Raw genomic sequence first — 24,854 nt, forward strand, 5'->3', positions numbered from 1 at the left:
GCGGCTCAGTCGTCAGAGGTGGTGCCCGCCGACTGGCGCTGTTGCTGGACCGACGGTCCCGTCGGCGTCGACCGTTCGCTCTCCTCGTTGTCGCTCTCGGTGAGGATCGGGAACTCGCGCTCGAACTCGATCAGCATCCCGAGCATCGCGACCGCACACAGCACCGCTGTCGGGAGTCCGACGAGGATCGTGAACGACTGGAGCACGGGCATGCCGCCGGCGAGGCTGAGCGCGATGGTGAGCAGCACCATCATCAGCCCCCAGACCAGCCGATTGATCGTCGACGGCGACTCCTCGCCGCCGGCGGCCATCATCGCGATGCTCAGCGTCGAGGAGTCGAGCGTGGTGATGAGGAAGCTCACCACCAGCAGCAGCAAGGCCGCCGAGAACACGGCCGGGTAGGGGAGTAGCTGCTCGAACAGCGCGAAGCCGACGGCCTCCAGCCCCGAGGACTCGTAGACGCCCAGCAGGTCCGCGGCGCCGGACGTCTGGAGCAGCAGCGCGGAGCCGCCGGTGGCGGCGTACCACGGCACCGTCAGCGCGAACGAGCCGAACAGCCCGGCGAACACCAACTCACGCAGGGTTCGCCCCTTCGAGATCCGCGCCATGAAGATGCCGATCATCGGCGCGAACGTGAGCCACCACGGCCAGAAAAAGAGCGTCCACGAGCCGAGCCAGGCCGTGGCCTCACCGTTGGGCGCGAAGAAGAGGCTCATCCCGACGAAGTCGGTCGCGTAGCCCGTGAGCGCCTGCGTCGTGAGGTTGACCAGCGTCGTCGCCTGCCCGAACGCGAACATCGCCGCCATCAGCCCGATCAGCAGGACGACGTTGAGGTCGGCGAACCGCTTGATCCCCTTCTGGATGCCGGCGATCACCGACAGCAGGAACAGCACCCCCACGAGGAGGATCAGCCCGATCCGGCCGAGTTGGCCAAGGCCGACCCCCCACTTGAACGAGAGGCCGGACGCGAACTGGCTGATCCCCAGCCCGAAGGAGACGGTGATCCCGCTGACGGTGACGACGACCGCCAACGCGTCGACCAGTTTCCCGAGCGGGCCGTCGACGTTGTCGACGCCGACGAACGGCGCGAGGATCACCGCCGGCCGGAACGGCGCGCCCTTCCGGTAGACGTAGTAGGAGATGGCGACCGCGAACACGAGATACGTGGCCCACGCGGACAGCCCGTAGTGGTAGATGGCGTACTGCAGCGCGTCGGCCATCCGCGCCCAGGTGCCGGCCGAGGCGTCGAAGTACGGCGGGCGCGTGCCGTAGTGGATCAGCGGCTCGACCGGTCCCCAGAACTCCAGCCCGCCCGAGGAGAGCCCCGCGGTGAACGTCATCACGAGGTACTGCCAGAACGTGAACTCCGGCTCCGTGTCGGGACCGCCCAACTTGATCCGCCCCCACGGGCCGATCATCACGTAGACGACGAAGACGAAGGCGAGGAACACGACCCAGAGGTAGAGCCACCCCAGGTTCCCGACGATGAACTCGTTCGCCGTCGCCAGCGCCGCGGCGACCGTGTCGGCGAACGCGACGACGGCGACGATGATCCCCAGCAGCGCGGCCACCGACAGCGAGAAGACGGCCACGTCGGATTTCTCCCGGAACGATTCGACTGCACCGACGACTTGCGACGGTACACTCACGAGTGTGGAAGGAGGGTCCGAACCACAGCCTGTCGTTCGACACCGTTCGCCGACGCGATCGTCTCAGATTCGTGCGAATTCACGCGGATTGCGTGCATCCGGCCGGTGTCCAGTGAAGTGAGAGGGATGTATCTGTTGAAGCGGGACAATCTCCTCGGAAATCTGATCGATCCGTGCGTCGCCCGTTCCTCCCGGAAAAGGCTGCGGCGATGGATTCCTTTATGCGTCGGTGTCGTGTTCGGTCCGACGAAACGTGGCCCGTTTCGGCAACTCCGTCGCACTGCTCCGGAACCGGGAGTTCCTCTCGCTCGCCGGCACCGCGTTCGCCCGGAGTCAGGCGTACTCGACCATCATCATCGCGCTCGCGCTGTACGCCGACGCGTTCGGCACCTCCGGGTTCATCGAGGGGCTGTGGGGGACCGCGTTCGCGTCGGTCCAACTGCTGATCGTCCTCCCGCTGGGGCGGAAGATCGACACCGGGAACGCCAAACACTGGCTGCTCGGCGGCCTGCTGATCAACGTCCTGGTGTTCGTGGGGTACATGTTCATCGGCGACCCGATCAACGCCGAGATCGTCGCCCTTCTCGAGAGCGTCGGCGCCGGCGCGCTCTGGACGACCAACGGCTCGCTTCAGGTCGTCCTCGTCCGGATGCTGCAGGGGATCGGCGCCAGCATCCTCTGGATCACTGGCTCGACGGTCGTCGGGCAGATCTCCCCCGACGACGAGAGCGGCCGCTGGCTCGGTTCGTACAATCAGGTCGCGGCGTTCTCCTCGCTGGCGGGCGATCTGGTCGGCGGCCTGCTGCTCTCGATGTACGACCCGCTCCAGTCGCGGGTCGTGTTCATCGTGCTCGCGGCGGTCACGATGGTCGCGTTCGTCCTCGTCTACGCCGAACTGCGTGACAACCCCGGCGGCGGCGTCGACAACCCCGAGGCGCAGTCGGGGATCGGAACGATCAAGAAGCTGCTGAAGCTGCCGATGCTGCGCTCGCTGGTGCTGTTCCGACTCTCCTTCTCGGTCGGGAAGATGGCGGTGATCATCTTCCTCCCCATCCTCGCCCGCACGGAGTTCGGGATCGACGCGTTCGCGATCGGCTGGATCCTCGCCGGCGGGAAGCTCACCAAGTCGCTCTTCCAGGGGTACGTCGGCGACCTCACCGACCAGATCGGCGACCGCGCGAAGTTCGTCGCCGCCGGCGCGCTGGTGTACGGCTTCGGGATCGCGCTGATCCCCCTGTCGCTGCCCGCCGAGGAGACGATGGGGCGGTTCTACCTCGGCTACTTCGGCCACGGACAGGAGCTCGGCGGCGGCTTCGTCGTGCTGTTTCTGGCCTACGCGATACTGGGCATCGGCGACTCGATACGCCTGCCGGCGAGTATGGCGCTGTTCGTCGAGGAGGGCGAGAAGTACGACTCGGTCGCGAGCGCGATGTCGCTGCGCTCGATCTCTTGGAAAATCGGCCAGACAGCCGGCCCGCTCGGCGTCGGACTGATCAAGGACTTCCTCGGCACCGTGCAGGCGTTCCTCACCGCGTCGGCGTTCGTGGTGTTCGCGACGGGCGTGTTCTGGTTCACCCACACGATGTCGGGAGACACCGAGAGCGTGGTTGAGGGAAGCTAACTATCGGCCTCTATAGGTCCGAAAGCTCGTCCTCGATCGATTCCAGCACATCCGAATCCTCCTCGTTCGGTTCATCGTTTCCGTCATCCCCGTCGTTACTCCTCGTCGACAATCCCTCCTCGAGGACCTCTACTTTGAACTCGTTGCGCTCGGCGGCCAGCCGGAACGTCGGCACCGTCCGGTACTCCACCTCGACCACGTTCTTCCGGCGGAGGCTCCCCAGCGCGTCCCGCACCTCCTCGACATCGGGATCGATACCGAACTCCTCCCGGAGCTTCCCGAGTACGCTCACGACGCTCTCGGAGCGCTCCTCGGGTCCCGCGAGCACGTCGAGCACCTGCGCGTGGAGTTCGGGAACCCTGATCCGGTCCGGAACCCCGCCCTCCTCCTCGGGGGGGACGCTGGGCTCGACGTCGACGAGATCGACGCCCTCGGCGGTCGCCCGGATTAGGCTGTCGTCGTCGCGGTAGTAGTAGTCGCTCAGCTCCGATTCGAGGTACTGGTGGACGTCGCTCCCCGACTCCATCCCCCAGCGGTCCTGTAACTCTTTGTTCTTGGTCGGCTGGAGGGTCACGATGTCGGCGAGGCGCTCTCTGGCCTCGTCGCTCAGACTCATCGGCCGTGGCTGGGGGGCGGGGGCGTATGGCTATTCCGGTCCCGGCGGGGCGCGAGCCGGAACCGCGCCAGCTAAGCCCGCGAGCCCGCTACGGACGGCCGTGCGAAACGTCACCGACCGGGTGTCAAACCCCTTCGGGATGGAGCCGCCCTGTGACCGCTTCGTCCCCGGCTACGGCGACGCAAACGCCGACTTCCACGTGATCGGCGACCATCCCGGCGTCCACGGCGGCGCCGACACCGGCGTCCCGTTCACGGGTACGGCGGCGGCCGAACGCCTCCAAGACGCCCTCCGAGAGGCGGGGCTGCTCCACACCGTCGGCGGCGAACCCGAGATCGATCGGACGTTCCTCTCGTACCTCCACATGTGCGTCCCGGCGGACGACGCCACACCGACCGAGACCGAGTACACGGAGATGGAGCGGTACTTCGACGCCGAACTCCGCGCGATCGCCGCCCACGTCCTGCTGCCGGTCGGCGAACGCGCGACCCGCCACGTCGTCGAGACGTTCACCGCCCGCGCCCACCGGACCGAGATCGAGATGGAGAACCTCCACGGGCAGGAGATCCTGGGCAGCGGCTGGCTGGTGCTCCCGATCGAGGACCCGGCCGATTGGGAGGGAGACGAGGCCGAACGGCTCGTCGAAGCGCTCGGAGAACTCCAGTCGACCGATTACCGGCGAGAGAGCGACCTCGGGCGGTTCCTCCCCGGCGGGGAGAGCTACTACGTCCGATAGCGCGACTCACCGCGTCGCGAGCAGGTACCGCCCCACGTCGACGAGGAATCCACCGGCGCTGAACAGCGGCAGCACGATCAGGCCCAGCAGCGCCCCCCACGTCGGGATCGCGACGACGGGCCAGACTGCGAGACAGAGCGCCGGCGCGATCGAGGGAACGGCGTACACCCACGCGGCGCCGCGCCCGAACCGCCCGACGGTCGTCAGCACGACCAGCGGGAGCAGCACCGTCCCGGCGAGGAGCATAAGCCCAAGCGTCGGCGTGCCGGCGGTCGCCGTCCGCACCGCCCCGAGGACGTACTCGGTGGGGGAGTCCAGCGGGAACGTCCCGAGGAGCGTCGTGACCGGGGACGCCGCCACGTCGCCGAGGAACGACCGCATCGCCGCCCGGCGCGGGAGCGCGTACGCGCCGAGGCCGCCCACATAGAGGAGGAGCGAGAGCACGACGACGCCGTACCACCGCTTCAGCCCCCGCCGGCGACGGACCCCCTCCGGCACCGAGGCGTCGGCCGTCGCCGTCCGCGTCGAGCTGGCGGCGGCATCCCAACTGTCCCGATCCGTCCCGGCGCCCTCCTCGCTGCGACCGGTCGAGGACTGCTCTGTCGTCGTTTCGGTAGCCGACGAACTGCCGTCGGTCGTCGACGTGCCGCTTCCCGTACTGCCGTAGCCACCGGTCGATTCAGTCGAGGCGGTCGAGCCGCGGGATCGCTCGCTCGTGGCGGTGTCGGTCGACGTATCCGCGGCGCTGCCCGTCGTCGACTTCGCCGCCCCGTCCATCGGTTCGGAGGTGGCCGGACCGCTATCCGTCGATCCGTCGTCAGTAGTTGTATCGTCGGGGAGGTCCTCGTCGGGGAACACTGACACCGGCGGGAGACTGTCGAGGTGTTTCTCGACGTACTCGTGGTGGCCGAGCCGGTCGTACGTCTTGCGCTCGGCAGGGTCCGAGAGCACGTCGTGGGCCGTCTTGACGAGTTTAAACTGCGCCTCGCCTTCGGGGTGTTCGTTCACGTCCGGGTGATACTTTCGGACACGCTCCCGGTACGCGCGCTTCAGTTCCTCGGCGGCGGCGTCGTCGGGGACGCCGAGAACGTCGTAGAGGTCCGCCGGCATGGCTCCCGATACGCCCAGTCCGTGTTTGAATCTACCGCCCTCCGTTCGCCACGGTCGCGGACGCCGCCGTAGGAAGTGGGAACCCTCTTTGGTGACGGCTGAACAGTTCCGCTATGGAACGGATCCGTCTCGGGAACACCGTCTTCGAAGGGGAGAACAACGTCTACCTCCTGCAGGGCGAGGAGACCGTGCTCGTCGACGCCGGGGTCGCCACCGAGCCGACGCGTGAGGAGTTCGTGGACGGGCTGGCGTCGTTCGGGGTCACGCCCGCGGACGTCGACCGCGTGTTCCTGACCCACTGGCACTACGACCACGCCGGGCTGGCGGGGATGATTCAGGACGCTGGCGGGGCGACCGTCCACGCCCACGAGGCGGACGCCGGACTGATTTCGGGGGAGGAGCCGTCCCTGATGGAGGACCGATCCCTCCAACAGGAGACGTTCGAGGCGTGGCAGATCCCGGACGGCCCGCGCGAGGAGCTGATCTCCTTCCTCGGCGGCCACGCCGAACTCGCCGGCGACGACGTCGACGTGACGCCGTTCACGGGCGGCGATCGGTTCGACGTGAACGGGATCGAACTCGAGGCGGTCCACCTCCCCGGCCACTCGGCCGGGCTCTCCGCGTTCGCGTTCGAGGAGAACGGCGAGCGACAGGCGTTCGTCGGGGACGCGATCCTCCCGAAGTACACGCCGAACGTCGGCGGCGCCGACGTGCGGGTGGAGGCGCCGCTCGCGAAGTACGTCGAGAGCCTCGTCGAGATCGTCGATCGGGACTGGGACCGTGCGCTCCCCGGCCACCGTGACCCGATCGAGGACCCGGTAGGACGCGCGCGAGAAATCCTCGGCCACCACCGCGAGCGGACGGAGAACGTGATCGACGTGCTCGACCGCCACGGCGCGTGTGACGCCTGGACCGTGAGCCACCACCTGTTCGGCGAACTGGAGACTATCCACATCCTCCACGGGCCGGGCGAGGCGTTCGCGCACCTCGACCACCTCGAACGCCACGGGATCGTCGAACAGGAGGCGACCGACTACCGTCTCGTGGTCGACGAGCCGAACGTCGAGGAGCTATTCCCCGAGCAGTAGCTCGCGGCCGGCGCCGGCCGCTCCCGAGCGCGGCTTCCCGCCCGCCGCGCACACGAGTGGTGCCCTTTTCAGTCCGACGCCCCGAGTACGTCTATGAGCGAATCCGACTATCAGGTCGCCGTCGTCGGCGGCGGCCCGGCGGGGTTGACGACCGCCCTCTACACGACACGGCTCGGCCACGATACGGTGTTGATCGACCGCGGCGGCGGCCGCGCGGCGATGATGCAGGACACCCACAACGTCATCGGGATCACCGAGGAAACCTCCGGGAACGAACTGCTGCAGACCGCGAAGGCGCAGGTCGAGTCCTACGGCGCCGACACCGTCCGGGGGATGGTCTCCGACATCGACGGCTCGGCAGGCAGCTTCGAACTCGCCGTCGGCGAGGAGATGTACACCGCCGAGCGGGTGGTGCTCGCGACGGGGTTCGCCGACGAGCGCCCGGAGCCGCCGCTCCCCCGGACGGGGCGGGGCCTCCACTACTGTCTGCACTGTGACGCCTACATGTTCGTCGACGAACCGGTGTACGTGATGGGGACCGGCGAGAGCGCGGCCCACGTCGCGATGATCATGCTCAACTTCACCGACGAGGTGGACCTGCTGCTCCGCGGGGACGAGCCGGAGTGGAGCGAGGAGACCGACCGCCAGCTCCGGGCCCACCCGGTCGACGTGGTCGAGACCGACATCTCGGGGATGAACACCGGCGAGGACGGCTGGCTGGAGTCGTTCGAGTTCGAGGACGGCACCGTCCGGGAGTACCGCGGCGGCTTCCCGATGTACGGCTCGGACTACAACGCCGACCTCGCGGACGCGCTGGGGCTGGAGCGCACCGACGACGGTAACGTCGCGGTCGACGACCACGGCCGAAGCTCCGTCGACGGCGTGTTCGCGGTGGGCGACCTCACGCCCGGCCACAACCAAGTCCCCGTCGCGATGGGCGAGGGCGCGAAGGCGGGCATCGCGCTGCACTACGAGCTCCGGACGTTCCCCAAGTCGCTCGACGAGATCGACGGCGAGCAGGTCGATCCGGCGTCGACGCCGGCGATCTCCGACGAACTCCGCGAGGCTGCCCGACGCCGCGAGGCGGTCGAGCCGACGGCTGCCGACGACTAGCTGACAGGCGGTGCTGGGCGTCGCCGACGGACACACCGCGCTCCCGCTCCCCCGTCGGCGTCGACGGTCAGCGCACGGGCCGGGTGGTCCTGGCATCGTACTTGAAGGATCGGGCCGAAGGGGAACGCCCTTATTTCTGCGTGTGGTTACTCCGACTGCGCACCGATGGTCTAGTGGCAGGACCTGAGCCTTCCAAGCTCATGGCCCGGGTTCAAATCCCGGTCGGTGCATACCGAACGTTCTCCTGCGGTTTCTCTGGTTCGCGCGGAGACTCGGGCGTCGCTGTCAACTCTGCGGACCCGTCTGTCGATCGACGAGAGCAGCTCTACGGCAGTTCACGTGAACGAAAACGGGTAGCTCACCGCCAATCCCCGTGAAGGGGACGAATCATCGCTGCAGGGCCGCCCCGGCAGCCGCGCCGACGAACAAGCCGGCGGCAGCCGTCGGGAACGTGGCCGCGAACATCACGGCCAGCGGCAGGGCGGCAAGCAGCAGCGTCGTTTCGAACGTTGGCGGGCGGCGATGCGTCGGATACTCCTGGGTCTGCGTCGGTGGGTGCATAGTCTGTGGAGGGTCGAGTCGGCGTCAGTAGAGCGATACGAGCCACGTCGCCGTGTCCGAGCGCACGAAAGCGGGATTCGGAATCGGGACGGGGCCGTCGGGGACGAACTGCGTCAGATCGTCCGCGGGACGGCGGGAACGACGACGCGGGAAACCCCGGCTCGGAGGCCGAGGCCACCGACCGGCAACCGGTCGAGCGGTCGGCCCCCCTTGGCCGGGAGAAGCGTGTTCACGGGAGTGAGTAGTTGCACGTCGTCGTCACCTCGACTGTGAGTAGCGTATCCAGCGGTAAAAGCCTCTTCAGGGTGTGATAGCGTACAGCACGTTCGTATCCCTTGTACCGGCGCTGGGCAGCAGCCGGCCCCGGACTGGCACGGCGGAAACGGTGGACCGGGAGGTACAGGTCCGTAGAGTTCCTGAGAGGCTGTATGACCAAGACCGTCGACGAGCTACGCAACGAGATCCGCGTTGAAGTCGGCCGACACGAACGGCTCGTCTCCTCCGGGTTCACGAAGGAAGCCTTGGCTGCCATCTGTGACTCGCTGGACGCGGACGTGGAGACGGACGACATCCCCGGGAAGGACGTGATGCGGCGGGCGATCAGCGAGACAGTCGACGGAGTCGACGAAAGCCGCGACCAGAGCACCGGGTTCCGGAAGTCGGAACTCGAAGCCATCGCCGGCGAACTCGACGGCCGGTGAGCGGTCCCGTTCGCGTCCACTGATTCGCTCCGTTCGACAGTCAGTGCCGGCCGCTGGCACAGGATGCGACAGCCGAAGAACTAACTCGCCGCCGCGTCACCACACGTCCGATGGAGGGGAAGAACCGCTTCGTCCAGGACACCGAGGTCCTGATCTACCGGCTCAACCACGGCAACGTCGACGAAGCGAAGCGGCTCGTCGAACAGATCTGCCTCGTCGCCGAGTCCTTGGCGCAGGATCTGGAGGACGGCGAGCACAAGCAGTTCCTGCGCGGGACGAGCGAACTGATGGCCCGGTTCCGGAAGCAGATAATCGACCTCGAAGACGAGGGGGCCTCCGACGCGGAGATCGCCGAGACCGTCCTCGAGGCGATGGACGAGCACTTCAGCCGCGACGTGACCGAGTTCTCGCTCGAACTCGGAACCGACGACGACGCCGTCGACGCCGAGAGCACGATCGACCGGCTCGTCGAGGAGAACGAGTGGCTCAGAGAGGAACTGGAGCGGGCCGAGGCGGACTACATGGAGCTGTACGACCAGATCGCGGCCGATCCCGAGCGGCAGCGGTGACGCCTCCGTGGTTCTGCGAGCGCCGCGAGCGTGAACCTTAGCGCTCCCGGGCGCGCTCGCGTCGGCGTTCCAGAAGCTGCTGCACGCCCTGCCCCGGCCCGCCGTCGATCGGCCAGCCGTTCGTCCGCCACTGCGGCGGCTCCGGCTCGAACGAACCACAGCGGCGCCCACACTCCGCCTCGCTCTGGCAGCGACCCTTCGCGGCACAGGTCGGCACTGTCCCGCGGCCGGCGCGTGCGAGCTCGAACCACCGGCAGTCGGGCCGGGTCGTCTCGGCGAACGAGCGCCAGCCCTTACCGTAGGCTCGCTCCGCGATCAGCCGTCGTCGCCGCGCCTTCTCGGCGGCGTCGAATCGCCCGCTGTCGCTCTCCGGGTCGAGCGTCGACGGGAGCCAGTCCACCGTCGCTGCGTCGCCGTGGGTGCCGTCCGAGAAGTCGAACGTGAGCACGCCCGCCTCGACGGGGAACTGTCGCAGCAGCGCCGGCTCCACCCGTTCGCCCGTCCGACCCGTCGCCAGCCACACCTCGTCGGCCAGCGCGGTGTCCACGTCGTGTTCGAGTTGGTCCGACAGCGCGGCGGCGGCGCTCGCGTCGAGGTCCGGCTTGTTCTCGATCGCGATGATTCGCGATACCCAGTCGGGGTAGGGTCGCTTCCGCCGGATTTCGATACGGTTGCCGTTCTTGCGCTTCTCGACCAGCCCGCGGGCGGCGGCGCGGTGGATCGCCTCCCGGACGTAGCGCCACGGGTAGCCCGGATCGGGGAGCGCGTCGCGGTAGTACGCCCACTCGGCGGGCGCGTGGCGGACCACCGGGAGGAGGTCGCCGTCGATGGTCCGGTCGCCGAACTCGCGACGCGCGGCGAGCCCCGCGGGGTCGCACTCGATCACGATCGTGTCCCAGCGGCGCTTCTTCGTCCCGAGTTGGCGCGAGACGATCACGGGCGCGGCGTCGTCACTCCCTGCGTCGGCGTCGCTCGCGTCGCCGCCGGGCGGCCAGCCCAGCTCCGCCCAGCGACAGACCAGGAGCTCGAAGGAGAACTCCGAGTCGGTAGCGGGGGTCGGCACCGCTTACGCCGGCGTGCCGACGTACCCCTCGCCGTCGGCCTCCTTGACCTCGTCGAGGTAGTCGTGGGCCTCCTCGAGGATCTCGCGGGGACCGTCCTGCGTGATCGTGTTCAGCGCCTGCTCGTAGTCGCGCCACTGCATGTCGCGGTGCTCGGCGGAGAGCTCCGCGCTGGCCTCGAACGACCGGGCGATGAACAGGTGGACCGTCTTGTGAATCGTGTTCCCGTCGGCCTCGAACACGTAGTCGTACTCCTTCCGGAAGCCGTCGATGAGCCTGAAGTCCTCGATACCGGCTTCCTCCGTCACTTCACGGATCGCGGTCTGCTGAAGCTCCTCTTCCCCCTCGACCCCGCCCTTGGGGAACTCCCAGTCCCCCGGTCGGCTCTTCAGGAGCAGGTACTCCCGTTCGCCGCGGGTGTCGCGGAAGAGGATGGCTCCGGCAGACGTCGCTTCGACCGTCATTGCGTTCGGGTAAGCGTCGTGCTCTTAAATTGGCTTCGGTGGGTCAAAAGCGGCGTTCACGCTCCGACCCGCGGCCCCGGTAGATGCGCTTTTCACGCTCGAACCCAATCTCCGAGTATGACCTTCGTGACGACGCTCACGTTCCGGAGCGGGGACCGGGACGTGCTGGACGACACAGTCGACGGGCTCAAACAGCGCGTCGAGCGCAAGGGCGCCGAGTGCAAGGGTCCCCACCAGGAACAGCCCGAACACCACTCGGTCCCGCTGTACAGCCGGTGCCAGCCGGGCGAGCAGATCGACCCATGGAACTACACCGTCTACACCCGCTGGCTGGAGATCCACGGCTCCGATCACATCGCCCGCGAAGTCGTCGCGACCGACCTCCCCGACTCCATCCGCGTCGAGGTCGACGTGGAGCGCCGCGCGAGCCAGGCGTACCGCTAATCTCCTTGTGTTCTTCCCCCGGACGAAAAAGTCGGTAGCGACCGCTCAGCGCAGCTCCGCTTCGCCGGTCGCGCTCCCCTCGTCGAACGAGGTGACGCGGACGCGAGCCTCCTCGTCGACGGTCACGTCGTCGGCGGCGCCGGGCAGCCGGAGCACCGTATCGCCGATCCGGATTACCGCGTCGTCGCCGTCCCGACCCGTGACGATGGCGGTCAGTTCGTCGCCGGGGCTGTACGTCGGCGTCGCCGTCCGGAACTCGAACCCCGCGAGGAACGCGTCGAGCCGGCTCATACGCGACTCACCTCCTCGCTCTCGCGGTCGCTGACGTACTCAAGCCCGAAGCCGGTCAGGGCCGCGAGCAGGAACACCGTCACGAGGAACCAGCCGTGGAACACGTACGGGAACACCGCGGCGGGGTTGACCACCATCTCGGCGGTGAACCACTCGTACTCGCCGGGCAGCGTCTGCATCGCGGAGTAGCCCGCGAGCACGCCGCCGCCCCACGGGAAGATGTACCCCAGCGCCGAGGTGTTGGCGTCGAGGATGTTCGCCCGCCGGTAGCCGTTGATGTTGAACCGCCGGCCGAGCGTCCGGATGTACGGCGCGACCGCGATCTCGGCGGCGGTGTTGATCGTCACCATCGCGTTGACGGCCGCGGTGCCGAGCACCATCGTCACCTCGGCGCGGCGCACGGAGGTCGCGACGGTGTCGAGCAGCCACGTCTGGAGCGCCTCGAACCCGCCGCCGACGCGCATGATCTGTGCGCCGGCGACGATCAGCAGCGTCAGAACGATCAGCGGGAAGAAGCCCACCGCGCCGGTGTAGAGGCTGCCGCCGACGCCCGCCTCCGCGGCGGGCACCGTCTCGACGATCGCGCCGATCAGCGGCGCCGTGTCGAGCGACTGTGCGATCCCGGAGCTCTCGGGCGCCGAGAAGACGAGCACGTCGCTGACGCCCACATCGACGAGTCCGAAGAACCCCAGCAGGACGTTCAGCACGAACGCCGTCGCAAGCCCCCACGACACCGCCTCGACGATGTGGCGGCCGGTGACGGCCGTGCCGATGACGATCGCGACGGGAATTAGGTGGAGCAGCCCCCACGCTGCGCCCGCCTCGACGCCCGCGTTCGCGGCGGGCTGGCTGGTTGGCAGCGTCGCCCCCGCGATCAGGTAGGCCGCCAGCGCCGGCACCGCGGCGATGACGGCGTACTTCACGCGGGAGGCGACGACGCCGCCGATGTCGGCGTCCTGCGTCACCGCGCTCACGATCGTCGTGTCCGAGACGGGCGCGAGGTTGTCGCCGAACACCGCCCCCGAGAGGATCGCGCCGAACAGGAGGATCGGGTTCGTCCCGAGCAGTAGCCCGGCCGGGAACACCAGCGTCACGAACGCGATCGTCGTCCCGTAGCCGGTGCCGATCCCGGTCGCCAGCACCGCCGCGAGCAGGAACGTCACGGCCGGGAACAGCGCGGCGCCGACCTCGGCGGCGCCCGCCAGCCAGACGAGGCCGTCCACGAAGCCGCCGGCCTGGATCGTGTTCGCGAACATCCCCGCCCAGAGCCACGCGACGGCCGCGGTCGCCGCCACCTCCTGAGTCATCCCCTCGAAGATGGCGTCGGCGTACGCCTTCCAGTCCCCCCGGACGAACGGGAGTCCGGCGATCAGGCCGACGAGCATCCCGACGACGAGGCCGGACGTGTCGCCGATCCCCAGCACGCCGGACTGGAACACGGCCCAGACGACGAACACCGTGATCGGAACGGCGCTGACGGCCGGCCCGCCCCGGAACTGGAGCGTCGATTCCCCGCCCGTTTCTGTCGGTTGGTCAGTGTTCACGGATCATGCTGCCGCGAGGCGTGGTAATAAAAATCACTGGTCGCCCCCGAGAGGGGGTTTAAGCACTCGCGGGCCGACCGGTCGGCCGTGCACGTAGACGCCGACGACCTGACCGCGTTCCGCAGGGAGCTTCACCGCCACCCCGAGCCCGCGTGGTGTGAGTTCTACACCACCGCCCGCATCGTCGAGGCGCTCCGCGCCCGCGACGTGGACGAACTCCACGTCGGCCCGGACGCGCTGGAAGAGAGCGACGAGCCGCGGATGTCCCTCCCCGATCAGGCCACGCGCGCCGAGTGGAAAGACCGCGCCGTCGAGGCCGGCGCCGACCCCGACCTCCTCGGCCGCCTCGACGGGGGGAACACGGGCGCAGTCGCCGTGATCGAGCAAGGCGAGGGGCCGACGGTCGGCCTCCGGGTCGACATCGACGCGCTCCCCATCACCGAGTCCGACGACGAGGACCACGTCCCCGCGGCCGAGGGGTTCCGCTCGGAGAACGAGGGGTACATGCACGCCTGCGGCCACGACGCCCACGCGACCCTCGGGCTTGGCGTGCTCGACGCAGTGCGCCACAGCGACTTCTCGGGTACGCTGAAGGTGTTCTTCCAGCCCGCCGAGGAGCGCGTCGCCGGCGGCGGCCCGATGTCCCGCTCGGGCCACCTCGACGACGTGGACGCGCTGTACGCGGTCCACATCGGACTCGACCACCCGACGGGCGAGATCGTCGCCGGCGTCGGCGGCTTCCTCGCCGTCTCCGGCTTCGAAGCCGAGTTCACGGGCAGTTCCGCCCACGCGGGCGCCCACCCAGAACAGGGCGACAACGCGATCCAGGCCATGGCCGACGCGATCTCCAACATGTACGCCGTCCCGCGCCACGCCGACGGACCGACCCGGGTCAACGCCGGCGTCGTCGAGGGGGGCACCGCCTCGAACATCGTCGCCGAGCGCGCGCGGATGGAGTGTGAGGTCCGGGGCCAGACGACGGACCTGATGGAGTACATGTGGGAGAAGACCGGCCGCGTGCTCGACGGCGCTGCGACGACCCACGACGTGGAAGTCGAGCGCACGCTGAACTCCCGAGCGCCCTCGGCGGAGAGCGACGAGGAACTCGCGTCGATCGTCGCCGACGTGGCCGAGGGTGTCGAGGGCGTCGACTCCATCATGGACCACGACGACCTCGGCGGCAGCGAGGACGCGACGTACCTGATGAACCGCGTCGAACAGCAGGGCGGGCGGGCCTGCTACGTCGGCCTCGGCACCGACCACCCCGGCGGCCACCACACGTCGACGTTCGACGTGGACGAGGCGTCGCTGCGTATCGGCGTCGAGACGCTCGCGGGCGCGATCGAGGCACTCTCGGAGACCGACGCGTAGAGCCGCACACCCTCACCCGTCAGTCGTCTTTCCAGATGATCCCGTCGTCGGTGCCTTCGAGGACCGTCTCTCCGTCGTCGTTCTCACAGACCACGTCCCACGTGAACGCGTAGCGGTCGTCCCGCTCGACGACCTCGTCGTAGGTCGCGTAGCAGGTGATCTGCTCGCCCCTGTAGACGGGTTCGCGGAACCGCAAATCCATACGGGGAGCGAGCACCTCGCGGTCGCTGCCCAGCTTCGTCGGCATCGTCGCCGTCAACAGCCCCTGCACCATCACCCGCCCGTCCTCGTCCGGTTCGGTGTGCCGTGGCTGGTCGTCGCCGGACAGCTCCGCGTACCGCTGCACGTCGTCGACGGTGAACGTCCGCTCGAACGTGATCGTCTTCCCCTCCAGTGGCGCGTCCATGGCGTCACCCTCGGCGCCACAGCATTTGAACGGGGGGGTCGCGCTGGTCGTTTCCGGCAGTGAGAAAACCGCGTCCGCTCAGTACTTCGGATCGGCGCCCGTCCGCTCGTAGACGCGCTCCATGATGGAGTCGCGCTGCTCCTGCCAGCGCGGCAGCGCCGAGGGGCGGTCGGGGTAGGCCTCGTAGTGTTCGAGTAGCTCCTCCGCGAGGTTGCGGACCTGGTAGATCTCCCAGAGCTGGTCGAGGTGGCCGACCGCGCCGCGCAGCGTCTTGAGCGCGGTCTTCGGGCCGATCGAGGTCTTCCCGGAGTACAGCGCCTCCGCGATCGGCTCGCCGGGCAGCGAGGCGAGCATCGACGTGAGTTCGTCGACCTCGACGGCCGTCGAGAGCACGTTGTACACGTCGAGCGCGGCGTAGCGCGCGCCGAAGTGGTCCATCACGCGCTCGTTGTACCGCCAGAGCTCCTCGTCGGTCCGGCCGGCCGAGATGGCCGAGATCGCCTCCTCGGCGGCGTACTGCCCGGAGTAGGCGGCGCCCGCGATCCCGCCGCCGGTGGTGGGGTTGACGAGGCCGGCGGCGTCGCCGACCGCGACCAGCCCCGGCGCCGTCGCGGAGTCGTACGGCCGGCGGGTCGGCAGCGCGGCACCGAGCTTGTCGACCACTTTCGCGCCCTCGAACTCCGGGCGGCTCCGGAGATCCTTCTTGAGGTCCTCGACGAGCTTCATCGGCTCCTCGGTCATCTGGAAGCCGAGGCCGACGTTGATCTCCGTCGGCGTGCGGGGGAAGTACCAGAGGTAGCCCGAGGCGCGGTCGGTCGGCTTGAACACGAGCGCGTCGTCCCAGTCGACGGGCTCGGGCACCTCGACGATCTCGCGGTACGCCGAGCAGAACTGGGTGTAGGAGACGTTGGTGTCGAACGTGGCGTCGGAGAAGTCGGCGTTGTCCTGCAGCACCGACAGCGCGCCCGCGGCGTCGACGGTGATCTCGGCCTCGAACGTCTCGACCTCGCCGTTGCGCTTGCCGCGGACGCCCTCCACGCGGCCGTTCTCCTGCAGCACGTCGTTGACGACCACGTCGTAGTGGAACTCCACGCCGGCCGCCTCGGCGCCCTCGATGAGCTTGCGGCCGTACTCCCAGCGGTCGATCACCGCGAGTTCGCCGGGGACGGGGATGTTCAGGACGGTGTCCTCCGAGGGGATCTCGAAGCGCCCGTGATCGACGCCGGTGTTGGTGAACGAGGACTCGATCTTCGACTTGGGGATCGCGTCCGGGAACGAGTCCGCGCCCTTCAGCGCGTCGCCGCAGGCGATGTGGCCGGCCTCCGACTCGCTCTTGCGCTCGACGATCGCCACGTCGAGCCCCTCGCGAGCGGCCGTCGCCGCCGCGTAGCAGCCCGAGGTGCCGGAACCGACGACGACGATGTCGTACTCGTGGGTACTCATTTGCCAACCCTCGGGTGGGCGGGTGCAAAACTCTTTATCACGAGCGTGGCCCCCCGGCGGGGGACGGGCCGTCGCCGATCAGTCCTCGTCGGCGTCGTAGTGCTCGCCGGCCGCGTCGGGCGTTCTGGTTCGTCCGACCAGCGCGAGCACGACGATCACCGTGATGTAGGGCACCGTCTGGATCAGCGAGTCGGGGATCGCGTAGTTCAGCTGCTGGAGGCGGAACTGGAGCGCGTCCAGCGCCGCGAACAACAGCGAGGCGCCGAACGCGCCGAAGGGGTTGTAGTTCCCGAACAGCATCGCGGTGATGCCGATCCAGCCGCGCCCGTCGACCATCGTCGTCCCGCTGCCGACGAAGTTGCCCACGCGACCGAGCGAGAGGCCGGCGCCGCCGATCCCCGAGAACACCCCCGAGATCAACACGGCGGCGTAGCGCACGCGCCGGACGTCGACCCCCGCGGTGTCGAGCGCCTTGGGGTTCTCGCCGCTCGCGCGGACCCAGTAGCCGAAGGAGGTCTGGGTCAGGACGTACCACGACAGCGGCGTCGCGATCAGCAGGAAGTAGACGACCGGCTCGGCGTCGAACAGCACCGAGCCGACCGCCGGAAGCTCCGAGAGCAGCGGCACCGTCCACGTCCCGAGCGTGTCCACGCCGGGGGAGTTCACGCTGCCCCAGATGACGTTGCTGGCGAAGGGGGCCGCCCCGAGCGCGATCAGCCAGACCGCCAGCCCCGCGATCACCTGATCCGCGCGGTACTCGATGGTGACGACCGCGAACAGCAGCGAGAACGCCCCGCTGACGAGCACCGCGACGTAGAACGCGATCCACGTCGCCGCGAGCGTCGGCCCCACGAGCGCGACCGTGAGTCCGGCGAGCACCGCGACCGCGAGCACACCGCCACCGCCGCGGACTGCGATCTCCCGGAGCGAGTCGCCGAGCAGGCCGAGCATCGCGCCCGCGACTGCGAGCAGGACGGCGATCACGAGCAGGAGCACGACCCCCGGCCCGAGGCTCACGCCGCCCTCGCCGATCGTCCAGTGGGCGACGGCGACGCCGGTGAACGCGCCGACGATCAGCAGCCCCTCGAGGCCGATGTTGATCACGCCGCTGCGCTCGGCGAAAATCCCGCCAAGCGCGGCGAACGCGATCGGGACCGCGAGCCGGAGCGCGGAGGCGGCGTAGCCCGCGTCGAGCACGTTCGCGAGCTCGCCCGCCGGCGTGTTCGGGAACAGCTGGCCGACCAGCACCACCGCGCCCACGGCGAGCGTGCTGACCGCGAGCAGCGCGAGGCGCTTGATCGCGTTCATCGGCCACCCCCCATCCCCCAGCGCACGCCGAGCGTCCGGAAGAACTCGGGCATGGCGACCAGCAGGATCACCAGCCCCCGAATGACGCCGACGAGCTGTCTGGGCACGCCCAGTTGGAAGTCGATCGAGAGGCTCCCCGCCTGCATCGTGCCGAACAGCGGCCCGGCGAACAGCACCCCGAGGGGGTTGTTGCTCGCGAGCACCGACACCGTGATCCCGTCGAACCCCAGCGAGGGGACGCCGTTGACCCAGCGCCCGACGGACATCAGCACCCAGACCGCGCCGCCGAGGCCGCCGATCATTCCGGAGAGCGTCATGCTCGTGACGACCATGCGCTCGGCGTCGACGCCCGCGTAGTCCGCGGCGTCGGGCTGGATGCCGGCGGTCCGGAGGTCGTAGCCGAACGCGGTCCCCCAGAGCAGGTAGGTAATCAGCAGCGTCAGGGCGATCGCCATCACCAACGCGATCTCCGGCCCGAACCGCGCGGCGGCGGGCACGTCACGCGTCTCGACGCTCCCGCTGCCGGGCTTCTGGAAGTACGCCGAGACGAGGAAAAAGGCCACGTCGCTCGCGACGAAGTTCAGCATGATGGTGGTGATCACCTCGTTCGCGTCGGCGTACGCCTTCAGCGCTCCCGGGATCGCGGCGTAGAGGCCGCCGACGACCGCGCCGGCGACCATCGCCACGACCGCGATCAGCGCGCCGCCGACCGGCCCCGAAGGCGCGGCCGGCCCCACCCAGACGGCGACGAGTGCGGCCGCGAGCGCGCCGAGCACGAGTTGGCCCTGCGTCCCGATGTTGAACAGCCCCGCGCGGAACGAGACGGCGACGGCCAGCCCCGTGAACAAAAGCAGCGCGGAGTTCTTCAGCGTCTCCTGCAGGACGAACGAGTCGAAAAGCGGCGCGAGGAACAGGTAGCGGTACACCGCGAGGGGGTTGTAACAGAACGGGCCGACGATCGGCGTCGCACACTCCGCGAACACGCCCGCGACCAGCGTGACGACCCCGCCGAGCAGGATCGCGGTCACCAGCGCGGCGACGCTGACGAGCAGCCGCTCGCCCGCGGAGGCGTCGACGAGCCGCCCCAGTAGACCCGCGATGGGGTCCGGCAGGCGGTCGGGGTTCATCGCTCACCCCCGGCCCGCACGGTCGCCCGCGGCACGTCGTCCGGCCGTTCCCCCGCCATCAGCAGCCCCAACTGCTCCTCGGTGACCGCGGCGGGATCGACCACGTCGACCAGTTCGCCGTCGTGCATCACGCCCAGCCGGTCCGAGAGGCTCCGGACCTCGTCGAGTTTCGAGGAGACCAGCAGCACCGCCGCCCCGTCCTCGCGGAGGTCAAGCAGCCGGTCGTGGATGAACTCCACGCTCCCCACGTCGACGCCGCGGGTGGGGTGGGAGGCGACGACCGCCTCCGGGTCGCGGGCGAACTCCCGGCCGACGATGAACTTCTGTTGGTTCCCGCCCGAGAGCGAGCGGGCCTCCGCGTTCGCGTCCGCGGGCCGCACGTCGTACTCCTCGACGATCGAGTCGGCGTGGGCCTCGGCGTCGTCCCAGCGGATGCGGCCACCGTCGGCGAACTGCGGCGCCCGCTGGCTGCCGAGCAGCCCGTTCTCGGTCAGGTCGTACGACATCACCAGCCCCCGGGCCTGTCGGTCCTCGGGGACGTACGCCATCCCCGACTCGATCCGGTGACGGCGGGAGGCGTCGGTCACGTCCTCGCCGTCGAGGGAGATCTGCCCGCTGGCGGGCGTCCGCAGGCCGGTGATCGCCTCGACAAGCTCCGACTGGCCGTTGCCGTCGACACCGGCGATCCCGAACACTTCGCCCTCGGCGACCTCGATATCGACGCCGTCGACGGCGCGGACCCCGCGGTCGTCCTCGACCACGAGGTCGCGCGCGGCGAGGCCGATCGAACCCGCCTCGACGGGCGATTTCTCCGTGTCGAACAGCACCTCGCGGCCGACCATCATCTCCGCGAGTTCGGTGTCGTCGACCGCGTCGGTCTCGACGGTGCCGACGTTTCTTCCGTCCCGGAGGACGGTCACCTCGTCGGCGGCGGCGGTCACCTCGCGCAGCTTGTGGCTGATGAAGATGATCGTCTTCCCGGCCGCGGTGAGTTCGTCGAACACGTCGAACAGCTCCTCGACTTCCTGCGGGGTGAGCACCGCCGTCGGCTCGTCGAGGATCAGGATGTCGGCGCCCCGGTACAGCGCCTTCAGGATCTCGATGCGCTGTCGTTCGCCCACCGAGAGGTCGCCGACGGTCGCTTCGGGGTCCACGTCGAACCCGTAGCGGTCGGCGAGTTCGGCGACCGCCTCGCGGGCGGCCTCGCGATCGACCGCGAGCCCGGCCCACTTCCGTGGCTCGTCGCCGAGCACGACGTTCTGGGTCACGGTCATCGGCTCCACGAGCATGAAGTGCTGGTGGATCATGCCGATGCCGGCGTCGATCGCGTCCCGGGGGGAGTCGAACGTCCGCTCCTCACCGTCGACGACGACGGTGCCCGAGGTGGGCTTGTAGAGGCCGTAGAGGACGTTCATCAGCGTCGTCTTGCCCGCCCCGTTCTCGCCGAGGAGGGCGTGGACGCTCCCGCGTTCGACGGTGAGGTCGACCTCGTCGTTCGCGAGGACGCCCGGGAACTGTTTGGTGATCCGTCTGAGGTCGACCGCTGGCGCGCTCATCTGTGTTGGTTCGGGGGGGTGGAGGGTGGTTCGGCCCCGGGGCCGGGGCGAGCGACCCGTCGTCGCGAGCTCAGTTCTCGGGCTCGGTCGGCACGTCGATCTCGCCGTCCTGAATCGCCTGCCGCGAGCTGTCGAGCGCGTCGAGGACGTCCTGCGGGATCTCGCCCTCGTACTCGGTGCCGATGACGGCTTCGACGCCCTCGTCGTCCAGCCCGAGCGCGATGGTGGAGCCGCCCTGGAACTCGTCGTTGACGACGTTCTGGACCGCGTTGAACACTGCGGTGTCGACGTGCTTGACCATGCTCGCGACGATCGTGTGGCTGGCGTCGCTGCTCAGCGACTGGTCGCTGTCGACGCCGATCGCGAGCCGGCCGCGCTCGCCGGCCGCGTTGAACACGCCGCCGCCGGTGGCGCCCGCGGCGTGGTAGACGATGTCGGCGCCCTCGTCGTACATCGAGCCGGCGATCTCCTGCCCGCGGCCCGGATCGTTCCACGAGCCGGCGTACGCCGTGCGTACCTCGATCTCGGAGTCAGCGTGTTCGACGCCGGCGATGAACCCGGCCTCGAACTTCTTGATCAGGGGGTTCTCCTTCCCGCCGACGAAGCCGACCACCTTCTCGTCGGGGTTGCTGGAGAACGTCTTCTCGGTGCCGCTGTAGGTGCCCTCGTGGCTGAACTCGCGGGTCGACAGCAGCCCGGCGAGGTGGCCGACCTGGAACGAACCCTCGTGTTCGCGGAACGTGTAGGAAGCCACGTTGTCGGCGTCGAGCTCGGCGTCGACCAGCATGAAGTTCTGGTCGGGGTACTCCGAGGCGTTCTCCTGCAGCGCGCTCCGCTGGGCGAACCCGATACAGCCGATCAGGTCGTAGTTGGGGTCCGTCGACGACGCGAACTGGCTCTGGAACGTTCCGAACTCGCTCTGTCCGGTCGGCTCCGTGTTGTCGTACGCGATACCCAGCTCCTCCTCGGCGCGCTGGATGCCCGCGTGGGCCATGTCGTTGAACGCCTCGTCGCCCAGCCCGCCGAGGGCGTACACCATCCCGACGTTCGTCTCGGCGCCGCTGCCCCCGCCGCCGAGACAGCCAGCCAGTCCGGTCAGTGCCATGCCAGCCGCGCCGCCGACGAACGTCCGCCGATCGATCTGGTCGCGCATCGTTGTGCGCTTCTCTCTGTGAACCGGGGTTAAGCCCGTCGTTTCGCGGCGCACTCGAGACCGATCGTTGACACGTCTCTGGGGGTCTGTCGCACGGATCTGTACGATTTTCCCCCGATTCGGACACTGTCCACCAAACGAGTACACACGTTTGTGGGTACTCGCTGGATCGCCGCTACGAACTCGACAGCCGTCCCGACACGGAGCGACGCGGCCGCCGCACCGTGGTTACGGCACTCACACCCCGCTATGGGGTCGCGCGCGCCGCCTCCGGCCGCGTCCCGGCCCGATCAGCCCTCCCACTCCTCGAACTCGCCGTAGATACCCTTCGAGAGGTAGCGCTCGCTGGAGTCGGGGAACACCGTCACCACCGCGTCGTAGGGGGCGTCGACCTCGCCGTCGGCGATGCGTCGGGCCACTTTCTTCGCCGCCACGGCGTTCGCGCCCGCGCTGGAGGCGACGAGGTGGCCCTCCTCGGCGGCGAGCCGCTGGACCTCGGCGTGGGAGTCCCGGTCCGGCACCGCGTGGACCGTGTCGACGAGTTCGGGGTCGAACAGCTCGTTGGTCGAGACGTCGTGGGTGCCGATCCCCTCGGTCTTGTACTCGCCCTCCTCGCGGTCCTCGCCGAGCAGCGTGCCGTACAGCGACCCCTCTGGCTCGACCGCGACGACGTGGGTGTCCGGATGCTGCTCGCGGCCGTAGCGGGCCATCCCCATCAGCGTGCCCGCGGTGCCACAGCCGGCGACCAGTGCCCCCACTTCGCCGTCGAGCGCGTCGTATATCTCGGGACCGGTCGTCTCGTAGTGGGCCTCGGCGTTGAGGGGGTTCGAGAACTGCTGGGGGACCGCGGCGTTGTCGAGTTCGTCGGCGAGTTCGTGGGCGCGCTCGATCGCGCGACCCATCCCGTCCTCGCTGGGCGTGTTGATCACGTCGGCGCCCAGCGCGCGCATGAGCTGCTGTTTCTCCACGGAGAACCGTTCGGGGACGACGAACACGGCGTTCAGGTCCAACTGCCCGGCGGCGACGGCGATCCCGATCCCCGTGTTGCCCGCGGTCGGCTCGATGATCGTCCCGCCGGGGTCGACGTCGCCCTGCTCCAGCATCCCTTCGAGCATGTACTTCCCGATGCGGTCTTTGATGCTGGCGCCGGGGTTGAACGACTCCAGCTTGGCGTAGACGGGGACGGCGTCGGGGCTATCGTGGACCCGCACCAGCGGCGTCTCGCCGATGGTGTCGAGGACCGAGTCCAGCGGTTCCCGATGAGTGGTCATACTCGAACGTGGGGAGTGGCGTTTGTGTAGCTTACCATCTGCGAGAAACCCCCCGTCCGGGGCGGTCAGTCGTCGGTGGTCGCCGCGTCCCCGTCGTCGGCTTCGGCCTCGGTGATGTGGGCCTCGGCGGCGACGGCGTCGACGTCGACGTCGTGCTCCTCGGCGATCGCGTCGAGGACGGCGCGCTGTTCGGCCATCTCCTCCTCGATGCGCCCCACGCGCTCCTGAGTTTCGTCGACGGTCTGCTGTGTCTCCTCGACCTCCTCGCGGAGCTTGTTCATTCGCTCGTACAGCTTCTCGGCTTTCTCCGCGACCGTCTGGAGCTTCTGTGCGGTGCTTCCGAGTCCAACCATATCCGGGGAATGGGGACGGGGGTTTGTGTCGGTTCCGGTGGTTCGGGCTCAGACGACCTGCTTCGCCAGCCGCCCGCCCCGGTCGATCCGACGGACGTTCGCCCGGACCAGCGCGGCCATCCGGTCGGGGGACTCCCGATGGGCGGCCGCGGTGTGGGGGAAGTGACCGGCCGGCTGAACGCCGGTCGCCGAGTCGCTACGCCGTCCGTGCCGCGCCGCGGTGGTCGTAGTGTGTCGCCTCGTCCTCCCAGCGGGCGAGCAGTTCCCGCGCCTCCTCGGGGACGTGCGCCCGCTCGTAGTTCTCGCCGGCGAACTCGGCGACGGCGTCGTAGTCGGCGAAGCGGATCTGGGTCACGAACTCCACCTCCCCGCCGGCCTCGCGCCGGAGCAGGTCGTAGCCGAGGTAGCCGTCGCCGTCGAGCGTCTCCAGCAGCCCCTCCTCGGGATCGGTGAGGAACCGCTCGTAGGCGTCGGCGTCTGCGGGGTCGGTCCAGCCGTGCCAGACGCGGACGATCGCCCCGTCGTCGCCCGCGGCCGGCTCGTCGCTCCCGCTCACCGCTGCACCTCGTGTTCGAGCGTCCCGACGCCCTGGACTTCGATCTCGACGTGATCGCCGTCATCGAACGGGCCGACGCCCTCGGGGGTGCCGGTCGCGATCACGTCGCCCGGTTCGAGCGTCATGTACTGGGTTGCCTCCTCGATCAGCGTCGGCACGTCGAACACCATCTGGTCGATCGTGGCGTCCTGCTGCACCTCGCCGTTGACGCGGGTCTGGACCGTCGCGTCCTCGGGGACGTGCTCGGGGTCGGCCACGCAGGGGCCGATCGGCGCCGCGCCGTCGAACGCCTTGCCGCGCACCCACTGGGACTCGCTGCGCTGGTCGTCGCGGTTGGAGACGTCGTCGACGCAGGTGTAGCCCGCGACGTACTCCATCGCGTCCTCTTTGTCGACGTTCTTCGCCTGCTTCTCGATCACGACGCCGAGTTCGGCCTCCCACTCGACGCGCTCCTTCCCCGCGGGCAGCGTAACGGTGTCGCCGTGGCCCGCGACGGTGTTCGGCCCCTTCAGGAAGAGGAGGGGGCGATCCGGCACGTCGGCGTCGTGCTCCTCGGCGTGGGCGACGTAGTTGCGCCCGACACAGAGCACCTTGCTCGGCTCGCTCGGTGCGAGCAGTTCGACCTCGTCGAGATCGTACGTCTCGCCCGCGAAGCTGACCGAATCGCCGTGCCACTCGCCGTTTCGAACCGCGCCGCTCGGATCTCGGAAGCGTGCGTGTCGCATCACCGTGTCGGTCGGTC

General features: G+C 69.1%; 25 protein-coding genes, 1 tRNA gene and 1 pseudogene. 9 read left to right on the forward strand and 18 right to left on the reverse strand.

Features of this window, described 5'->3' with window-relative positions; all coding sequences use genetic code 11:
• Positions 1–5: 5 nt before the first annotated feature.
• A complete protein-coding gene (locus tag ACYQZ5_RS06065; protein ID WP_379730736.1) occupies positions 6–1,649 on the reverse strand; it encodes a BCCT family transporter in 1,644 nt (547 codons plus the stop codon).
• 253 nt (positions 1,650–1,902) lie between these two features.
• On the opposite strand from ACYQZ5_RS06065, the gene ACYQZ5_RS06070 reads away from it, so the two are divergent.
• Positions 1,903–3,270: an MFS transporter gene (locus ACYQZ5_RS06070; RefSeq protein WP_379730735.1), complete on the forward strand. Its 1,368-nt coding sequence runs from the start codon at positions 1,903–1,905 to the stop codon at positions 3,268–3,270.
• A 121-nt stretch (positions 3,271–3,391) separates the two neighbouring features.
• On the opposite strand, the pseudogene ACYQZ5_RS06075 reads toward ACYQZ5_RS06070, so the two are convergent.
• A pseudogene (locus tag ACYQZ5_RS06075) lies at positions 3,392–3,886 on the reverse strand (DUF5797 family protein); the annotation flags it as partial.
• Between the two features lie 100 nt (positions 3,887–3,986).
• Between ACYQZ5_RS06075 and ACYQZ5_RS06080 the strand changes: the two are divergent.
• On the forward strand, positions 3,987–4,622 hold the full coding sequence (locus ACYQZ5_RS06080; protein WP_379730734.1) for a uracil-DNA glycosylase family protein: 636 nt from the start codon (positions 3,987–3,989) through the stop codon (positions 4,620–4,622).
• A 6-nt stretch (positions 4,623–4,628) separates the two neighbouring features.
• On the opposite strand, the gene ACYQZ5_RS06085 is transcribed toward ACYQZ5_RS06080, so the two are convergent.
• Positions 4,629–5,732 (reverse strand): DnaJ domain-containing protein, encoded by a 1,104-nt coding sequence (locus ACYQZ5_RS06085; RefSeq protein ID WP_459845502.1) that lies wholly within the window; start codon positions 5,730–5,732, stop codon positions 4,629–4,631.
• 113 nt (positions 5,733–5,845) lie between these two features.
• Here ACYQZ5_RS06085 and ACYQZ5_RS06090 point away from each other — a divergent pair, with 113 nt between their 5' ends.
• From ACYQZ5_RS06090 to ACYQZ5_RS06100, 3 genes are all read left to right on the forward strand, one after another.
• Positions 5,846–6,820 carry an MBL fold metallo-hydrolase gene (locus tag ACYQZ5_RS06090; RefSeq protein ID WP_379731772.1) on the forward strand — a complete coding sequence of 325 codons (975 nt, stop codon included), beginning with the start codon at positions 5,846–5,848 and terminating at the stop codon, positions 6,818–6,820.
• Positions 6,821–6,913: 93 nt separating this feature from the next.
• Positions 6,914–7,933 (forward strand): NAD(P)/FAD-dependent oxidoreductase, encoded by a 1,020-nt coding sequence (locus ACYQZ5_RS06095; protein ID WP_379731771.1) that lies wholly within the window; start codon positions 6,914–6,916, stop codon positions 7,931–7,933.
• Positions 7,934–8,092: 159 nt separating this feature from the next.
• Positions 8,093–8,163: transfer RNA gene (locus ACYQZ5_RS06100), tRNA-Gly, on the forward strand.
• 157 nt (positions 8,164–8,320) lie between these two features.
• On the opposite strand, the gene ACYQZ5_RS06105 is transcribed toward ACYQZ5_RS06100, so the two are convergent.
• Positions 8,321–8,494 carry a hypothetical protein gene (locus ACYQZ5_RS06105; RefSeq protein WP_379731770.1) on the reverse strand — a complete coding sequence of 58 codons (174 nt, stop codon included), beginning with the start codon at positions 8,492–8,494 and terminating at the stop codon, positions 8,321–8,323.
• A gap of 428 nt (positions 8,495–8,922) precedes the next feature.
• Between ACYQZ5_RS06105 and ACYQZ5_RS06110 the strand changes: the two genes are divergently transcribed.
• Positions 8,923–9,195 carry a hypothetical protein gene (locus ACYQZ5_RS06110; protein ID WP_379731769.1) on the forward strand — a complete coding sequence of 91 codons (273 nt, stop codon included), beginning with the start codon at positions 8,923–8,925 and terminating at the stop codon, positions 9,193–9,195.
• A gap of 110 nt (positions 9,196–9,305) precedes the next feature.
• A complete protein-coding gene (locus ACYQZ5_RS06115) occupies positions 9,306–9,764 on the forward strand; it encodes a hypothetical protein (protein ID WP_379731768.1) in 459 nt (152 codons plus the stop codon).
• Positions 9,765–9,801: 37 nt separating this feature from the next.
• Here the strand turns inward: ACYQZ5_RS06115 and ACYQZ5_RS06120 are convergent, their stop codons facing one another.
• Positions 9,802–10,827, reverse strand: coding sequence for a DUF5787 family protein (locus ACYQZ5_RS06120; protein WP_379817679.1), 1,026 nt, complete (start codon positions 10,825–10,827; stop codon positions 9,802–9,804).
• Between the two features lie 3 nt (positions 10,828–10,830).
• Positions 10,831–11,289, reverse strand: coding sequence for a bis(5'-nucleosyl)-tetraphosphatase (locus ACYQZ5_RS06125; protein WP_379731716.1), 459 nt, complete (start codon positions 11,287–11,289; stop codon positions 10,831–10,833).
• A 117-nt stretch (positions 11,290–11,406) separates the two neighbouring features.
• On the opposite strand from ACYQZ5_RS06125, the gene ACYQZ5_RS06130 reads away from it, so the two are divergent.
• The gene (locus tag ACYQZ5_RS06130; RefSeq protein WP_379731715.1) at positions 11,407–11,733 is read left to right on the forward strand and encodes a 30S ribosomal protein S10; all 327 of its coding nucleotides are present in this window, start codon (positions 11,407–11,409) and stop codon (positions 11,731–11,733) included.
• A 45-nt stretch (positions 11,734–11,778) separates the two neighbouring features.
• On the opposite strand, the gene ACYQZ5_RS06135 is transcribed toward ACYQZ5_RS06130, so the two are convergent.
• Both ACYQZ5_RS06135 and ACYQZ5_RS06140 read right to left on the reverse strand, forming a co-directional pair.
• Positions 11,779–12,024, reverse strand: coding sequence for a DUF7513 family protein (locus tag ACYQZ5_RS06135; protein WP_379731714.1), 246 nt, complete (start codon positions 12,022–12,024; stop codon positions 11,779–11,781).
• Positions 12,021–13,568: a Na+/H+ antiporter NhaC family protein gene (locus tag ACYQZ5_RS06140; RefSeq protein WP_459845507.1), complete on the reverse strand. Its 1,548-nt coding sequence runs from the start codon at positions 13,566–13,568 to the stop codon at positions 12,021–12,023. Before ACYQZ5_RS06140 ends, ACYQZ5_RS06135 begins: the two co-directional genes overlap by 4 nt.
• Before the next feature lie 87 nt (positions 13,569–13,655).
• Between ACYQZ5_RS06140 and ACYQZ5_RS06145 the strand changes: the two genes are divergently transcribed.
• On the forward strand, positions 13,656–14,939 hold the full coding sequence (locus ACYQZ5_RS06145) for an amidohydrolase (protein WP_379731712.1): 1,284 nt from the start codon (positions 13,656–13,658) through the stop codon (positions 14,937–14,939).
• 19 nt (positions 14,940–14,958) lie between these two features.
• Here the strand turns inward: ACYQZ5_RS06145 and ACYQZ5_RS06150 are convergent, their stop codons facing one another.
• The 10 genes from ACYQZ5_RS06150 to ACYQZ5_RS06195 all read right to left on the reverse strand — a co-directional run bounded on the left by ACYQZ5_RS06150 (position 14,959) and on the right by ACYQZ5_RS06195 (position 24,837).
• Entirely contained in the window at positions 14,959–15,345 is a 387-nt protein-coding gene (locus ACYQZ5_RS06150; RefSeq protein WP_379731711.1) for a hotdog family protein, read from the reverse strand.
• A gap of 78 nt (positions 15,346–15,423) precedes the next feature.
• A complete protein-coding gene (locus ACYQZ5_RS06155; RefSeq protein WP_379817683.1) occupies positions 15,424–16,788 on the reverse strand; it encodes a geranylgeranyl reductase family protein in 1,365 nt (454 codons plus the stop codon).
• Between the two features lie 78 nt (positions 16,789–16,866).
• Positions 16,867–18,096, reverse strand: coding sequence for an ABC transporter permease (locus ACYQZ5_RS06160; protein WP_379817685.1), 1,230 nt, complete (start codon positions 18,094–18,096; stop codon positions 16,867–16,869).
• Complete coding sequence (locus tag ACYQZ5_RS06165; RefSeq protein ID WP_379817687.1) at positions 18,093–19,223, reverse strand: ABC transporter permease; 1,131 nt, start codon at positions 19,221–19,223, stop codon at positions 18,093–18,095. Before ACYQZ5_RS06165 ends, ACYQZ5_RS06160 begins: the two co-directional genes overlap by 4 nt.
• Positions 19,220–20,779, reverse strand: coding sequence for an ABC transporter ATP-binding protein (locus ACYQZ5_RS06170; RefSeq protein ID WP_379731527.1), 1,560 nt, complete (start codon positions 20,777–20,779; stop codon positions 19,220–19,222). The genes ACYQZ5_RS06165 and ACYQZ5_RS06170 overlap by 4 nt, the downstream gene beginning before the upstream one ends.
• A gap of 70 nt (positions 20,780–20,849) precedes the next feature.
• Entirely contained in the window at positions 20,850–21,920 is a 1,071-nt protein-coding gene (locus tag ACYQZ5_RS06175; RefSeq protein WP_379731529.1) for a BMP family lipoprotein, read from the reverse strand.
• A 302-nt stretch (positions 21,921–22,222) separates the two neighbouring features.
• Entirely contained in the window at positions 22,223–23,203 is a 981-nt protein-coding gene (locus ACYQZ5_RS06180) for a PLP-dependent cysteine synthase family protein (RefSeq protein WP_379731526.1), read from the reverse strand.
• Positions 23,204–23,268: 65 nt separating this feature from the next.
• Complete coding sequence (locus ACYQZ5_RS06185; RefSeq protein WP_379731525.1) at positions 23,269–23,556, reverse strand: DUF5798 family protein; 288 nt, start codon at positions 23,554–23,556, stop codon at positions 23,269–23,271.
• A gap of 196 nt (positions 23,557–23,752) precedes the next feature.
• Complete coding sequence (locus ACYQZ5_RS06190) at positions 23,753–24,112, reverse strand: antibiotic biosynthesis monooxygenase (protein ID WP_379731524.1); 360 nt, start codon at positions 24,110–24,112, stop codon at positions 23,753–23,755.
• Positions 24,109–24,837, reverse strand: a complete 729-nt coding sequence (locus tag ACYQZ5_RS06195) for a fumarylacetoacetate hydrolase family protein (RefSeq protein WP_379731523.1) — start codon at positions 24,835–24,837, stop codon at positions 24,109–24,111. Before ACYQZ5_RS06195 ends, ACYQZ5_RS06190 begins: the two co-directional genes overlap by 4 nt.
• Positions 24,838–24,854: the final 17 nt, after the last annotated feature.

The organism is Halolamina salina (assembly GCF_054653455.1).